Origin of the sequence: Hafnia sp. CBA7124 (genome assembly GCF_002355555.1) — a bacterium.
In the GTDB taxonomy this organism is placed as follows: Bacteria; Pseudomonadota; Gammaproteobacteria; order Enterobacterales; family Enterobacteriaceae; genus Hafnia; species Hafnia alvei.
Window position 1 is genome coordinate 220,960 of the sequence record NZ_AP017469.1, and the last position, 13,905, is coordinate 234,864.

The window sequence follows — 13,905 nt, forward strand, 5'->3', positions numbered from 1 at the left end:
GCTATTAAATCTCGATTATTTCTCTTTTCCGTTTAGCGGATAACCTCACGGAGGTCAGCATGTCTGAGCATATTCACCATTCACATGGAACGAATCCTACACACGAGCATAGTCATAACCATGCGAGTTCTTCATGCGGCTGTGGTCACAGCCATAGCAAAACTCAACATGGTTGCTGTTCTGATAAGCCCGCATCGCAAGATAACCATGCTAGCTCGGCTTCTGAGGGGGATAGCTGCTGTAGCGGCGGCCATTGTCACGACGATTGCGATGATGAGGACGAACACCCCTCGGCATCACCTCTTACTCCTCCTCCGATAGGCAGTCAGCGTTTTAGCTGGAAAATCCGCGGTATGGACTGCCCTAGCTGTGCCAAAAAAATAGAAACCGCGGTAGGTGGCATTCCCGGCGTGGAACGCGCCGCCGTGCTGTTTGCCACTGAAAAACTGGTTGTTGATGCAGGGCATGACGTTAGCCAAAAAGTACAGACTGCGGTGGAAAAAGCCGGTTTTGTGTTACTCGGTGCGGGTGGTACGAAAGCTCAGCCTGAAAACGGTTTTTGGAAAGAATACGGTCTGTTGATCTCGTTAGTAGTCATGATGATCGTCAGCTATGGCATAGAACAGCTTAGTCCAGCATTAGGCCGTATCGCATTTATTGCCACTACGTTAGTCGGTTTGGCTCCGGTGGTTCGACAAGCGTGGAACCTGACGCGCAGCGGTACGCCGTTCGCAATCGAAACCTTAATGAGTATTGCCGCAATTGGCGCACTCTTTATTGGTGCGACCGAAGAAGCCGCGATGGTGCTGTTGCTGTTCATGATCGGCGAACTCTTAGAGTCTTACGCCGCGAGCCGCGCACGTAAAGGCGTGACGGCGCTTATGGCGCTGGTGCCGGAAGATGCCGTCGTGGTCGAAAACGGGCAACGTAGAACGGTTGCGGTGTCGTCGTTGATGCCGGGACAAATTATCGAAGTTGCGCCGGGCGCACGTATGCCTGCGGATGCTGAATTGTTGGCAGATGGCATTAGCTTTGATGAAAGTGCTCTGACCGGTGAGTCGGTGCCGGTTGAACGCCAAAGCGGAGAGAAAGTGGCTGCGGGTTCGCTGGTGGTGGATCGTGTTTGTCAGCTTCGCGTGGTATCGGAACCGGGCAATAATGCGATTGACCGTATCCTTCAACTGATTGAAGAGGCCGATGAACGTCGAGCACCTATTGAGCGTTTCCTCGATCGCTTCAGCCGTTATTATACGCCAGCAATTATGTTGTTCTCGCTGTTGGTGATTTTGGTGCCGCCGCTGTTATTTGCCCAGCCTTGGGATACTTGGATTTATCGCGGCCTAACCATGCTGCTCATTGGCTGCCCATGCGCGTTGGTTATTTCGACTCCAGCAGCCATCACCTCGGGTTTGGCTGCCGCAACTCGCCGTGGTGCATTAATTAAAGGCGGCGCTGCGCTGGAACAGCTGGGAAGAGTCACCACTATCGCTTTCGACAAAACCGGTACGCTGACTCAGGGGACACCACAGGTAACAGACGTGGTTGCGCTGTCGGATACCCAGACCGATCAGATTTTAACCTTAGCCGCCGCGGTTGAAGTAGGCTCTCATCATCCTTTGGCGCAGGCGATTGTCCGTAATGTTGCTGATAAAAAATTAGTTATGCTCACCGCCGACGATCGTCAGGCGAAGGCCGGTGTTGGGGTTGAAGGCGTGGTGAACGGCGCACTGGTTCAGGTGATGGCACCGACTAAGCTGCCGCAGGATGCCTTGAGCGAAGACGCACTGGCGCAGATCCACGCGTTAGAGAGCGCGGGGAAGACGGTGGTTGTGGTGATTCAGGCACAGCAACCCATTGGTGTTATTGCATTAAGTGACACCTTACGTGCAGATGCCGTAGAAGCCTTAGCACAGCTGAAAAAAATGGGGATCAGCGGTGTGATGCTAACCGGCGATAACCCGCGTGCAGCGGCTGCGATTGCCAGTAAGTTGGGCATTGAATTCCGCGCAGGCCTGCTGCCAGCCGATAAAGTCGATGCTTTGACGGCGCTCAGCCAAAAAGCGGATACGGCGATGGTCGGGGACGGTATTAACGATGCGCCTGCTATGAAGGCGGCGAGTATTGGGATTGCGATGGGCAGCGGATCTGATGTGGCGCTTGAAACCGCTGATGCAGCATTAACGCATAACCGTCTCACCGGATTGCCGGAAATCATTGCGCTGTCGCGCGCGACACATGCCAATATTCGACAAAATATCACCATTGCGCTGGGGCTAAAGGCCGTCTTTATGGTGACAAGCTTATTAGGATTGACGGGGTTATGGTTGGCCGTTTTGGCGGATTCTGGTGCAACAGCCTTGGTTACCGCTAACGCTTTAAGATTATTAAGAAAGTCGAAGTAACGTAATAACGCCCTGTTATTACTAGAAAATAGATCGCGGCTAAAGCCTACTTTAGCCGCGATGCGCATTTTATGACTTACGATACACACATAGTTTATTGGTATACTCGCGCTCGTAATTATTTTCTTGGTGAATCTCTATTGAGTTTCCACGCATATTCTCATCCTTAAAATCTGATAAAAAATGAAAAACTCTGCGCTGTTTGTGCTGCTTCCTGCTGCAATTATTTCCTCCTCAGCCTTTGCTGATACACCAGCTACGCCGGCTTCGACTCAGGCCATGATTGATCAGGCGGCAACGCCGGTTCTTATGGGAAGTGATGCCCACACGACGACGACATCATCAGCGCCGGTTGCTGCGACGCCTGAAAAAGAATCTTCTATCCTGCCTATTTGGGGAGATGAAGCGCGCGCACTCGGCTATGATTTACCGCTGCCGTTTGGTGTCAGCGTTAGCCATATGAATATCCGCCAGAACATTAATGTGGATAGCATTAATTTCAATGGGTTGGGATGGGATAGTTACCAGCTTCCATCGAGTTTATTCGATATAAAAGTAGATAAGACTCGCCAGAAAAGTAAAACCGATACGTTGAAATTGGATATGTGGCTGTTGCCATTCATGAACGTGTACGGGATTGTGGGTCATACCAAAGGCAGTTCTTTATCCAAAGTGTCGGTTAATTCCGATCCTTCGAAATACCCTATGGGCAGCATGGACTGGATTATCGCCCAAGTCGTAAAAGGCATGCATGATAGCGGCCAACTTCAAGATCTCGATTTCAAATTGAAATTTAAAGGCACAACCTACGGTGCTGGTACGACTTTTGTCGGAGGTTATGAGGACTGGTTCGCGATGGTTGATATGAACTATACGCAAACTCGTTTTGATATTTTAGACGGCAGCATTGACGCTTTCACGCTGTCTCCGCGTGTTGGCTATCGTTTTACTATCCCTGCGATTGATGCCTTGCACATGGCACCAAGCAAACTAAATGTCTGGGTCGGAAGCATGTATCAGGACGTTCAGCAGGAGTTCAAAGGAAGCCTATCCGATCTCAATATGCCGGGCGATTTGGCTGGTCTGATGAACATCGCCGATCCTGACGGTAAAGGCCGCTTTGATGTCAAACAGCATCTGCAATCGCCTTGGAACGTATTGGTTGGCGCACAGTATGAAATTACCCGCAACTTCAATGTATTAACTGAAATTGGTTTTGCCGAACGTAATAGCTTCTTTGTCTCCGGTGAGTACCGCTTCTAATGCGGGGTATTGGCGGGCTTTGGCTCGTGGTTTGCCTTAGCATTTCTTCTTTCGCACAGGCAGGAGATCTCCTGCCATCGCGTCAGCAGGTGGATGGGTGGTTAAAAGGGCTCGGTTCGGACAACCAGTTTAACCCTGATAAAGGTATTGATTGGGGCGTGATGCCGGGCCCTTTTTATACGCCAGAGTTAGGGTTGGGCGTCGGTATGGCCATAGTTGGCATGTATCGTCCGGACAAAAACGATCACGTTAGCCAGAACTCAACGCTCTCATTGAGCGGATTTGCCAGTTCTACCGGCGCTTTCGGTTTAGGTTTAGAGAACTACAGCTTTTTTGCTGACGACGCATGGCGCTTTTATCTCAGCGGCGCACTCAACGATATGCCGACCTATTACTGGGGGACGGGATTTAGCGCTGGCCGCAACGATGATGATAAACAGAAATACACCTCGCAGGAATTCAGCGCTAAGCCCGATCTGCTCTACCGAATTGCACCGAACACCTATTTAGGCCTTGGTTGGTCATTTTCCTCCGTCCATGCTGCATCAATTCAAGATAAAGATCGCGGAACGCTAGAGCGCGAAAAAGCGGGTACTTCGGTGCTGAGCTCGGGCGCTAGCGCAACGTTTACCTACGACACCCGTGATTTTGTTTCCAATCCCCAGCATGGTCAGTTGGTGAATTTAACCTATACCTATTATGCTCCTGGGCTTGGCAGTGATACCCGCTTTGACTCTTTGGACAGCCGCTATGCGCTTTACCACGCATTGGATGAAAAAAATGTGCTGGCATGGGAGGTTGATGGCCGCTTCACGCAGGGCGATGTTCCATGGAATATGCTGCCGTTGTTGGGCAGCAACAATCGGATGCGTGGTTATTATGAGGGACGTTATCGCGATCGAAACGTGGTGAGCACGCAAATCGAATATCGACGCAAGTTAGATTGGCGTCATGGCGTCGTTGGCTGGCTGGGAACGGGCACCATGGGGCCAAATACGCGAGATTTAGGCCAAAGCGCATGGCTGCCCTCGGTGGGCGTGGGCTATCGTTTTGAATTTAAGCCGCGTATGAACGTTCGTCTCGATCTTGGCGTCGGTAAAGGCAGCACGGGATTCTATTTTCAGGTAGGGGAAGCATTTTGAACATTGTGCTCAAATATGGACTATCGAGTCTGATCTTGCTGACATCTGCCTGCTCAGCGAACGTAAAATTGCCGATTACGCCTGATCTATCAACTGCGCCTCAGCAGAGCGCTACGCGTGTGTGGCCAACGGTTGAACGGCTTTCTGCCCCCGATGGATTACGCCCGTGCTGTGCTTTTGGCTATAACTTAAAAGCACAGGCGCTGGGGATCCCGGTTCCCTTTTATCAGCTTAATAACGTGGTAGAGGCTGATTCATTGGGGGAACACCACTATAACGACAGTCTGTTTGGTGCGGTTGCCAATCTCATGGGGATCAGCAGCGAACAAGATGGTTTGCTGTATACCACGCGGGGTGGATTCATCGATATTGCGCATGTGCGTGATACGGCGGATATGACGCTCTATCTGTTCAGCCATATTTGGCCGCAGTTGGGTCAGGCGCAAACTATTGAACTTAGCCAAGAACTCGCGAAACGCCAAATCACGCTGTTTGCATTCACGCCTCCGCAGGACGAAGCCGAGCGCTTTACGTTGGCCGCTTATCTCTCGAGTTACTTAGCATTCCAAGTAGCCGCGTGGCATGAAATTGCTCAGTGGTATGGTTTTGAGTCGGTTCCCGGATTTTCAGAAGGAATTTCTGCTTTTTCACCGGAAGATCTCTATTCGAACTTAGTCGGTGCTCGTTTGGCAACGTCGCTGATTTTGCAAGGACACACGGCTTCGGTAGAACAGTTTAATGTGGCTATGCAGACAGTTTTGCCGGATGCGTTGCATCGTCTAGGTGCGGTTGAAGCCAGCGATACGCGTTTCCAATTCGATATGCTGGATGGTAATTGGTGGAATAGCCATCGCGCTGTACCGGAGAAATTTCTGGTGTTGAAGCGTAATTACCTAACGGAAGACGATCGCGTTCCTACGCCGGTACCGGGTGAGCAGGCGAAGCCGCTGCGCCTACAGCTTCCTCATGAATGGGCTGGTTTGCAGATGCAAGCGTTGGGAGAGCTTCAGCTCTGGCCCGGTCGTTCCATGAAGCAACTGCCTGCGCCTGCCAAATACTATACTTTCCGTGATTTTCCCGCCTTGGCGCTTCATGCCAGAGTGGAGGATGCCGTGGATTTGAGCGCGCAAAAATAGCAGTGAGATGTAGCGAAAGGGACGTAAGTGTGCGTCCCTTTTTTGCAATGTTTAGCCGATTAATTTGCTGTTTCGTCAATCACTTCGCGAGCGATAGCGAACAGCGATTGGTAATGACTTTCGCGATCGGCAATGTCTTCTTCAACGCCTATGGTGTTGTAGAGGAAGGTAATTTTAATGTCCTCAACGCCTAAGTAGCTGCCACAGCTGGTGAGGAAATCGGTGATATTTTTTTCCCAACCGTATTTCACAAAGCCTGATTGTGAGCCGCCAACCAACGCTACCCAACGAATTTTTCTCGCCGGAAAACCTTTCCCTCCGTAGGCCAGTCCATGGTTCCAAACGCGATCCATATACCCTTTAATCATGGCCGGATAGCTGTACCACCAGAGTGGAAAGACGACTACCAGCGTGTCGTGGCCTTCCAGTTCGCTATACAGCTGATGCACGTCGGGTGAGTATTGCTTGTTTGGATTCTCCCAGTCAGGCTCATCCTCAACGTCTAGCACGGGATTAAACCCTCGGCGGTAAAGGTCGAGTGTAGTCACGTCGATAGCATGGCGTGCGGCTTGGCTCTGCATGGCCTCAACAATATGTGCGGTCAATGAATCAGCGCGTGGATGCGCCCATACAATATACATTTTCTCTGATTTCATGGAGTTATCTCAATCTCTTAAGGTGTGGCTGACACTTTACGAGGGAAAGATAATTCTGTAAAAGTGAGTATTTGGGATAGGTTGATGAAGGATTTTCACTAATGCGGCTGAACTTTTCCGATTTTGCGCCGTTCATCGTTGTTGCGCGGCATAAAAGCTTTCGTGCGGCGGGAGATGAGCTTGGCTTATCACCTTCGGCGATAAGTCATGCGATTAAGCAGCTTGAGCAGCGGCTTAAAATCCGGCTATTCAACCGTACCACACGCAGCGTTGCGCTGACCGAAGCCGGTAAGAGTTTGTACGATCGAATGCGTCCCGCGTTTGATGAAATCAATACCATGATCGATGAAGTGAACTGCTTTCGTGATTTGCCGATGGGGACATTAAAAATTAATGCCGCTCGTGTGGCAGCCAAGCTGTTTTTGATTCCGCTGGTTGTCGGTTTTTCTCGCCAGTATCCTGATATCAAAGTAGAAATCACCACCGATGATAAACTGGCTGATATCGTGGGTGAGGCTTTTGACGCAGGGGTTCGCCCAAGTGCGATTGTGGAAAAAGATATGATCGCCATTCCTATCGGCCCACCGGTTAAGTTTGCCGTGGTCGCCACGCCGGATTATTTCATCCAGCATGGAAAGCCTATTCATCCGCGTGAGCTGGTGGATCATCAGAGCGTTATCTTCCGTTTCCCCAGCGGCCGGCCTTATCACTGGGAATTTTATGGGCCTGAAGGAAAGCTAGAGGTCGCCCCTAACGGCAATATTATTTTAGATGACGTAGATGCGATGTTGGATGCCACTTTGCTCGGGGCGGGTATTGGCTTTTTGTATTATGACCAAGTGAAGTCTCATCTTGAAAGTGGCCGGTTGGTTTCCGTGCTCGACGAGTGGTTACCGGAGCGGCCAGGATTCCAGCTGTACTATCCGAGTCGGCAGTATATGACCTGCGGTTTGCGTGCCTTTGTCGACTATATTAAATCCGCTTGAACGGATGGCTGAAAATCATTCAGATGTAAACCTACTTCGCCCAACATTCATACGCATCCTTGAGTAGAATTACTGCCTAAATCTGCAATGGGCATAAGACTTCGTGATTTTATTACTTCTCACCACCGTGTTGTGGGCATTTTCATTCAGCTTGATTGGCGTTTATCTGGCCGGTCAGGTTGATGGTTGGTTTGCGGTATTAGTGCGAGTCGCGCTTGCTGCGCTGGTCTTTTTACCCTTCTTGCGCTGGCGCGGGGTACAGGCCAAACAGGCTTTGCTGTATATGGCGCTCGGTGCCTGCCAGCTCGGGGTGATGTATCTGTTTTACTACCAGTCCTTCTTGTATCTTTCGGTGCCAGAAGTTCTGCTGTTCACCATCATGACGCCAATTTACGTCACGTTGATCTACGATCTGATGCAGGGAAACCGGCTGCGCTGGGGATATTTATTCAGCGCGTTGCTGGCGGTTTTAGGGGCGCTGATTATTCGCTATAACCCGTTAAGCCCGCAATTTTTGCTCGGCTTTGCTCTCATTCAGGGCGCTAATATCTGCTTTGCGATAGGGCAGGTGGGTTATAAGCGCGTGATGGAAATCAGCCCGATGCCGCAGCGCAACGCGTTTTCATGGTTCTATTTAGGCGCACTTTGTATCGCTTTACCGGCGTGGCTGCTGTTTGGTCATCACCAGATGATGCCCACCACGGGGTTACAGTGGGGGATTTTGATCTGGCTGGGCGTGGGGGCTTCCGGTATGGGCTACTTCATGTGGAACTATGGGGCAACGCAGGTGGACGCCGGTACGTTAGCCATCATGAATAACGTGCTGATCCCTGCGGGGCTGCTGGTTAATCTGGCGATCTGGCAGCAGCACCCGGACTGGATCAGACTGATTGCCGGTGGCGCGGTGATTGCGCTTTCTCTATGGGTGCATCGTCGATGGATTGTTCGTCGTGAGATAAAGCATCACGGGTAATCTTGCCGTGATAAACCTGCGCATCACGCACGAATGGCAGATGCTCACAGGCATGACGGCGGGCGGACTGAATAAATGCTTCGGTAACGGGCTGATTTTGTTCACCGTCACGAACCGCAGAGTACAGACGGCTCCACAAACCGTCACCGAGAGGCTTGGTGACGACTAAGCCTTGGCGTTCCACATTCTCTACCACCCAATGCGGCAGCGCAGCGATGCCCATTCGTGCCGCAACCATTTGAATCAGCAACAGCGTGTTATCTACACTTTTTAGTGCAGGCGTGACGCCAGCTGGCTGTAGGAAGTGGCGCCATACGTCTAGGCGTTGGCGTTGCACTGGATAAATCAGCAACGTTTCATCAGCTAAATCCTGCGGCGTTATTTCAGCTTTGCTTGCCAAAGGATGGTCGGGCGAAAGCACCAACCGAACCTCATAGTCAAACATCGGCGTGTAATGCAAATGACTGCGCGGCAAGATGTCTGACGTCATGACCAGATCCAGTTCACCCTGTTGCAGCGCTGGCTGGGGATCGAAGGTGACGCCGGAGTGAAAATCGACGGAAACATCCGGCCAATGCTCACGGAATTTATCTAGCGCTGGGGTAAGCCATTGGATACAGCTATGACATTCAATGGCGATGCGCAGCGCACTTTGGTGTGGCTCGTTACAGGCTTTTAACGCCTGTTGGATCTGCGGTAAAACCTGCTCCGCCAACCTCAACATAATCTCACCCTGCACGGTAAAACGCAGCGGCTGACTTTTACGCACAAATAAGCGATAGCCCAAGCGTTCCTCTAAATCACTGAACTGATGTGAAAGGGCGGACTGCGTTTGATGCAGCTGCGCTGCCGCAGCGGCTAGAGAGCCCGTATTTCTCAGAGCCTGTAGCGTCCTTAAGTGTTTCAGTTCGATCATGAGAGTCTTTCACCTTGAGTGTGAATAATTTGCGCTTGTTCGATATACAGTACCTGTGGATTATGGATGTGTAAACATCTAGATGGCTATACACATCATAATTCAAGTTGCAGATGCGTTGGTTAAGCTTGTTCACCCCTAGTGACATCGCGATCTACCTCCTAGGGACTGACAAGTTTTTCGCCGGTCTTCAACCCGAATTATTCAGCTTATAGCCACAATAATTCCGACGCCGAACGCGGCTATATCGGTGATATCTCTCTACATAATGGGGTAAGAATAATGAGCGTAATCAATCACACTTTAGGTTTTCCGCGTGTCGGCCTGCGTCGCGAACTGAAAAAAGCACAGGAAAGTTACTGGGCGGGCACTATCTCTCAAGATGAACTACTGGCCGTGGGTAAAGAACTGCGTGCTCGTCATTGGCAACAGCAGCAGCAAGCGGGCGTTGATTTACTACCGGTCGGCGATTTTGCATGGTATGACCATGTGTTAACCACCAGTCTGTTGCTGGGCAACGTACCGGCTCGTCATCAAAATGCAGACGGCTCAATCGATCTGGATACGCTTTTCCGCATCGGTCGTGGACGTGCGCCAAGCGGCGAACCTGCGGCGGCAGCTGAAATGACCAAATGGTTCAACACCAACTATCACTACATGGTTCCGGAATTCACGCAGGGGCAGAAATTTTCTCTGGGGTGGACGCAGCTGTTAGAAGAAGTGGATGAAGCGTTGGCGTTGGGTCATAACGTAAAGCCAGTGCTGCTCGGGCCAATCACCTATCTGTGGCTCGGTAAGGTCAAAGGCGCACAGTTTGATCGCTTAGACCTTCTGCAAGATATTTTGCCGGTTTACCAGCAGGTTCTGAAAGCGCTGGCAGATCGCGGTATTGAATGGGTGCAAATTGATGAGCCTGCGCTGGTGCTCGAATTACCGCAGGAATGGCTCGATGCTTATCAGCCAGCCTATCAAGCGTTGGCGGGGCAGGTGAAACTGCTGCTGACCACCTATTTCGAAGGGATCAGCCATAACCTTGAAACCATCCGTTCGTTACCGGTTCAAGGCCTGCACGTTGATGCAGTGCACGGCAAAGATGACCTGAACGCCTTGCATAATGCGCTGCCGCAGGAGTGGTTATTATCGGTCGGTGCGATTAATGGCCGTAATGTATGGCGCGCTGATGTCAGCCAGTGGTTCGAGCGTATTCAGCCGCTGGTGACTCAGCGTCAAATTTGGGTGGGTTCTTCATGTTCCCTGCTGCATAGCCCGATTGATTTGAGCGTGGAAACACGTTTGGACGAAGAGGTAAAAAGCTGGTTTGCGTTTGCTCTGCAAAAATGTGCTGAGCTGGCGCTGTTAACTCAGGCAATTAACGAACCGGTTGCAGAGAATCTGCAAGCGTTAGCGGATTACAGCGCACCGATCCGTGCGCGTCGCAGCTCTCGCCGAGTGCATAACGCGCAGGTAGAGCAACGTCTGGCGGCGATTACAGCGCGTGATAGCGCCCGTAACCAGCCTTATGAACAGCGCGCAGAAGCCCAGCGTAAGCGTTTCAATTTACCGGCATGGCCGACAACAACTATCGGCTCATTCCCGCAAACTACGGAGATCCGTGGCCTGCGTTTAGACTTCAAACAAGGCCGCGTTGATGGCAGCAACTATCGCACGGGCATCAGCGAACATATCAAACAGGCCATTGCCGAGCAGGAACGTTTAGGTTTGGACGTGCTGGTGCATGGTGAAGCCGAACGTAATGACATGGTGGAATACTTCGGTGAGCATCTTGATGGCTTTGTGTTTACTCAAAATGGTTGGGTGCAGAGCTACGGTTCCCGCTGTGTTAAACCTCCGGTTATTATTGGTGATATTAGCCGCCCTGAAGCGATTACCGTTGAGTGGGCGAAATATGCTCAGTCGCTAACGGACAAACCGGTGAAAGGCATGCTGACAGGACCGGTGACGATCCTCTGCTGGTCATTCCCGCGTGAAGATGTGACGCGTGAAACCATTGCGAAGCAAATCGCGTTGGCATTGCGTGACGAAGTCGAAGATTTAGAAAAAGCAGGCATTGGTATTATTCAGATCGATGAACCTGCACTGCGTGAAGGTTTGCCGCTGCGTCGCTCTGATTGGCAGGCGTATCTGGAGTGGGCGGTTGACGCCTTCCGACTGAATGCGGCCGTTGCACAAGACGACACCCAGATCCACACGCATATGTGTTACTGCGAGTTCAATGACATCATGGATTCTATCGCGGCACTGGATGCCGATGTCATTACCATCGAGACTTCTCGCTCTGATATGGATCTACTGGAGGCGTTTAAAGAGTTCGAATATCCAAACGAGATCGGCCCTGGCGTGTATGACATCCATTCGCCAAATGTGCCGAGCGTTGAGTGGATTGAAGATCTCTTACGTAAAGCCGCGCAAAACATTCCGGCTGAGCGTCTGTGGGTAAACCCAGACTGTGGCTTGAAAACGCGTGCATGGCCAGAAACGCGCCAGTCATTGGCGAACATGGTTAAAGCGGCGCAGCGTCTGCGTGAGCTTGAGGCTTAATAGGACGCTAGTTGCTTGAGTTTAATTATGTTTACTCAAGTTTGATTTTAGGGGAATCGTAGGGATGGGGTCGTAGCAGCTTTAGCTGCCGGAGCGCCCCGCCCTGCGATAGCCCCGTGTATCTCGGTTTAATAAACGATCGATAAAATATCTTTGGTTTCGGATGCTGCGCAATGCGGCATCCGACTCATCAGCTACAGGCATTGAGGAATCGCGACAAAGGAACTGCCGTCGTTGGTGGTGAGATAGTAAGTTGCGTTTGCTGGCTGATAAATTAAATGCTTACCGCTGCGATATCCGCGCAGACTATCGACATCAGCACTGTACCAGCGCTCGTTGGCATTGTTTGGGCTTTTATCATAGGCATCCCCACCGATACTTTTGTTTTCTAACAGTAAATTACTCGCCCAAATAGATTCTTGTGTATTTCCACTCCAGCCAAATCGCTTTGCTTTATCGGTGGTGACATAGCTGGCGGGTAGCTCTTGGTGCTGATTGATTTGGCGGATTAAAGAGCTCAAACCCTGAGTATCGTTGATGGTTGCTGAGGATTGATGCATGAGCTGTTCGTTGGCCTGACGTACCACGCTTTCGCAGTTAGGTAGCTGCTCCGCCAAACTGGACGCAGAAAACACCAGCAACGCTGAAGCCAATAAGGTGTGATGGTATCTGATTTTTCTCATAATTTGCCTCCGTACGTAGCTAAACCTATGAATCAAACCGTCATGGAGCTGTTGCGTATAACGAGGCCACCACACGATGTGATGGCCTGCCGAATAGGGTGTTTTAGTTATGAGCAAAGAAAGAGGGTTTGTACGGAATGAATTCGTGTCTATCCATTCCTTAACAATATAAAACCAAACAAAGTGCAACAAAGCATTAACATAATGTGCCATGTGATGAAAAGGTCAAACCAAAGAACCTCTTGGCGCTAAAAGCTCTGTGTTATTCTCAAAAAAACCAAATCAAGCCTATTGATATCAAGGATGCAATGCTGATGAGAGAACTTACCCATGCGCTGACGTTGTGGTTAAAGCAGCCTGAGCGGCAAGGACAGGTGTATTTTACGGGTAATCAGCAACCTGCACCGGAACTGGCATATCAGGTTAATTTCCCGCGCTTAGAACTGGTGTTAGAAGGCCAGCAAAAAATGAGGTGGGAGGACGTGCAAGGCGGTTCGGCTGAACATATTCTGCAAGCGGGCGACGCCCTGTTTGTTCCGGCCGGAGGGTGGAATAGCCCTGAATGGAGTACACCGGTGACAACGTTGAGCATTTTGTTCGGCAAGCAGCAGCTTGGGTTTAGTTTACTAAGCTGGAACGGTGAGCAGTATCAGGATTTGGGTAAGCAAAATGTGGCGCGTCGTGGCCCGCGTGTGGGCTCATTTCTATTGCAGGCGCTAAATGAACTGACGTGGAACCAGCGCGATCAAAACACGGCGCGTTTCATCGTGAAGGGATTGATCAGCCATTGTTTAGATTTACTCGGCAGCCAGGTTCAGACCGCATCACGTAGTCAGGCGTTGTTTGACGCGGTGCGTCAGCATGTTGATGAATTTTATCGCGATCCGTTAACCCGCGAGTCTGTTGCGCAGGCATTTTATATTTCGCCTAATTACCTTTCACATCTATTCCAAAAAGCGGGAGGCGTAGGTTTTAATGAATATCTCAACTACACGCGCCTTGAACAGGCCAAGCATTTGCTGAAACGCTACGATATGAAAGTAAAGGAAGTCGCTCATGCGTGTGGCTTTGTTGATAGTAACTACTTTTGTCGACTGTTTCGGAAAACTACCGAACGTTCTCCTTCGGAGTATCGCCGCCAGTATCGGAGTCAGTTATTGGATAAGGCGTAGCAAAACAGGTTAGCGAA

At 50.7% G+C, this 13,905-nt stretch carries 11 protein-coding genes; 8 read left to right on the forward strand and 3 right to left on the reverse strand.

What is annotated here, in order from left to right; genetic code table 11:
- Window positions 1-59 precede the first annotated feature (59 nt).
- The 4 genes from CPY98_RS01065 (at window position 60) to CPY98_RS01080 (ending at window position 5,943) form a co-directional block, all read left to right on the forward strand.
- Complete coding sequence (locus tag CPY98_RS01065; protein WP_096386019.1) at window positions 60-2,402, forward strand: zinc/cadmium/mercury/lead-transporting ATPase; 2,343 nt, start codon at window positions 60-62, stop codon at window positions 2,400-2,402.
- A 309-nt stretch (window positions 2,403-2,711) separates the two neighbouring features.
- Window positions 2,712-3,665, forward strand: a complete 954-nt coding sequence (locus CPY98_RS01070; RefSeq protein ID WP_369828308.1) for a hypothetical protein — start codon at window positions 2,712-2,714, stop codon at window positions 3,663-3,665.
- Complete coding sequence (locus tag CPY98_RS01075) at window positions 3,665-4,807, forward strand: BamA/TamA family outer membrane protein (RefSeq protein ID WP_096386025.1); 1,143 nt, start codon at window positions 3,665-3,667, stop codon at window positions 4,805-4,807. Before CPY98_RS01070 ends, CPY98_RS01075 begins: the two co-directional genes overlap by 1 nt.
- Complete coding sequence (locus CPY98_RS01080; RefSeq protein WP_157743831.1) at window positions 4,804-5,943, forward strand: DUF4056 domain-containing protein; 1,140 nt, start codon at window positions 4,804-4,806, stop codon at window positions 5,941-5,943. The genes CPY98_RS01075 and CPY98_RS01080 overlap by 4 nt, the downstream gene beginning before the upstream one ends.
- Window positions 5,944-6,002: 59 nt before the next feature.
- Here the strand turns inward: CPY98_RS01080 and CPY98_RS01085 are convergent, their stop codons facing one another.
- Entirely contained in the window at window positions 6,003-6,599 is a 597-nt protein-coding gene (locus tag CPY98_RS01085) for an NAD(P)H oxidoreductase (RefSeq protein WP_096386027.1), read from the reverse strand.
- Between the two features lie 101 nt (window positions 6,600-6,700).
- On the opposite strand from CPY98_RS01085, the gene CPY98_RS01090 reads away from it, so the two are divergent.
- Together CPY98_RS01090 and CPY98_RS01095 are read left to right on the forward strand one after the other, a co-directional pair.
- The gene (locus tag CPY98_RS01090) at window positions 6,701-7,585 is read left to right on the forward strand and encodes a LysR family transcriptional regulator (protein WP_096386029.1); all 885 of its coding nucleotides are present in this window, start codon (window positions 6,701-6,703) and stop codon (window positions 7,583-7,585) included.
- 103 nt (window positions 7,586-7,688) lie between these two features.
- Window positions 7,689-8,558: a carboxylate/amino acid/amine transporter gene (locus CPY98_RS01095; protein ID WP_046360352.1), complete on the forward strand. Its 870-nt coding sequence runs from the start codon at window positions 7,689-7,691 to the stop codon at window positions 8,556-8,558.
- On the opposite strand, the gene metR is transcribed toward CPY98_RS01095, so the two are convergent.
- Complete coding sequence (gene metR / locus CPY98_RS01100) at window positions 8,467-9,474, reverse strand: HTH-type transcriptional regulator MetR (protein ID WP_096386032.1); 1,008 nt, start codon at window positions 9,472-9,474, stop codon at window positions 8,467-8,469. The two genes, CPY98_RS01095 and metR, sit on opposite strands and share 92 nt — an antisense overlap.
- Before the next feature lie 282 nt (window positions 9,475-9,756).
- Here metR and metE point away from each other — a divergent pair, with 282 nt between their 5' ends.
- The gene (gene metE, locus CPY98_RS01105) at window positions 9,757-12,033 is read left to right on the forward strand and encodes a 5-methyltetrahydropteroyltriglutamate--homocysteine S-methyltransferase (protein WP_096386035.1); all 2,277 of its coding nucleotides are present in this window, start codon (window positions 9,757-9,759) and stop codon (window positions 12,031-12,033) included.
- Between the two features lie 194 nt (window positions 12,034-12,227).
- Here metE and CPY98_RS01110 read toward each other — a convergent pair whose 3' ends face one another.
- Window positions 12,228-12,716 (reverse strand): hypothetical protein, encoded by a 489-nt coding sequence (locus CPY98_RS01110; protein ID WP_052959279.1) that lies wholly within the window; start codon window positions 12,714-12,716, stop codon window positions 12,228-12,230.
- 311 nt (window positions 12,717-13,027) lie between these two features.
- Here CPY98_RS01110 and CPY98_RS01115 point away from each other — a divergent pair, with 311 nt between their 5' ends.
- Window positions 13,028-13,888, forward strand: coding sequence for a helix-turn-helix transcriptional regulator (locus CPY98_RS01115; RefSeq protein WP_369828309.1), 861 nt, complete (start codon window positions 13,028-13,030; stop codon window positions 13,886-13,888).
- Window positions 13,889-13,905 lie beyond the last annotated feature (17 nt).

Excerpts from the sequence above, each read along its gene's own strand:
- CPY98_RS01065 (WP_096386019.1), top strand. The coding sequence starts at position 60 with ATGTCTGAGCATATTCACCATTCACATGGAACGAATCCTACACACGAG.
- CPY98_RS01070 (WP_369828308.1), top strand. The coding sequence starts at position 2,712 with ATGGGAAGTGATGCCCACACGACGACGACATCATCAGCGCCGGTTGCT.
- CPY98_RS01075 (WP_096386025.1), top strand. The coding sequence starts at position 3,665 with ATGCGGGGTATTGGCGGGCTTTGGCTCGTGGTTTGCCTTAGCATTTCT.
- CPY98_RS01085 (WP_096386027.1), bottom strand. The coding sequence starts at position 6,599 with ATGAAATCAGAGAAAATGTATATTGTATGGGCGCATCCACGCGCTGAT.
- CPY98_RS01090 (WP_096386029.1), top strand. The coding sequence starts at position 6,701 with ATGCGGCTGAACTTTTCCGATTTTGCGCCGTTCATCGTTGTTGCGCGG.
- metR (WP_096386032.1), bottom strand. The coding sequence starts at position 9,474 with ATGATCGAACTGAAACACTTAAGGACGCTACAGGCTCTGAGAAATACG.
- metE (WP_096386035.1), top strand. The coding sequence starts at position 9,757 with ATGAGCGTAATCAATCACACTTTAGGTTTTCCGCGTGTCGGCCTGCGT.
- CPY98_RS01110 (WP_052959279.1), bottom strand. The coding sequence starts at position 12,716 with ATGAGAAAAATCAGATACCATCACACCTTATTGGCTTCAGCGTTGCTG.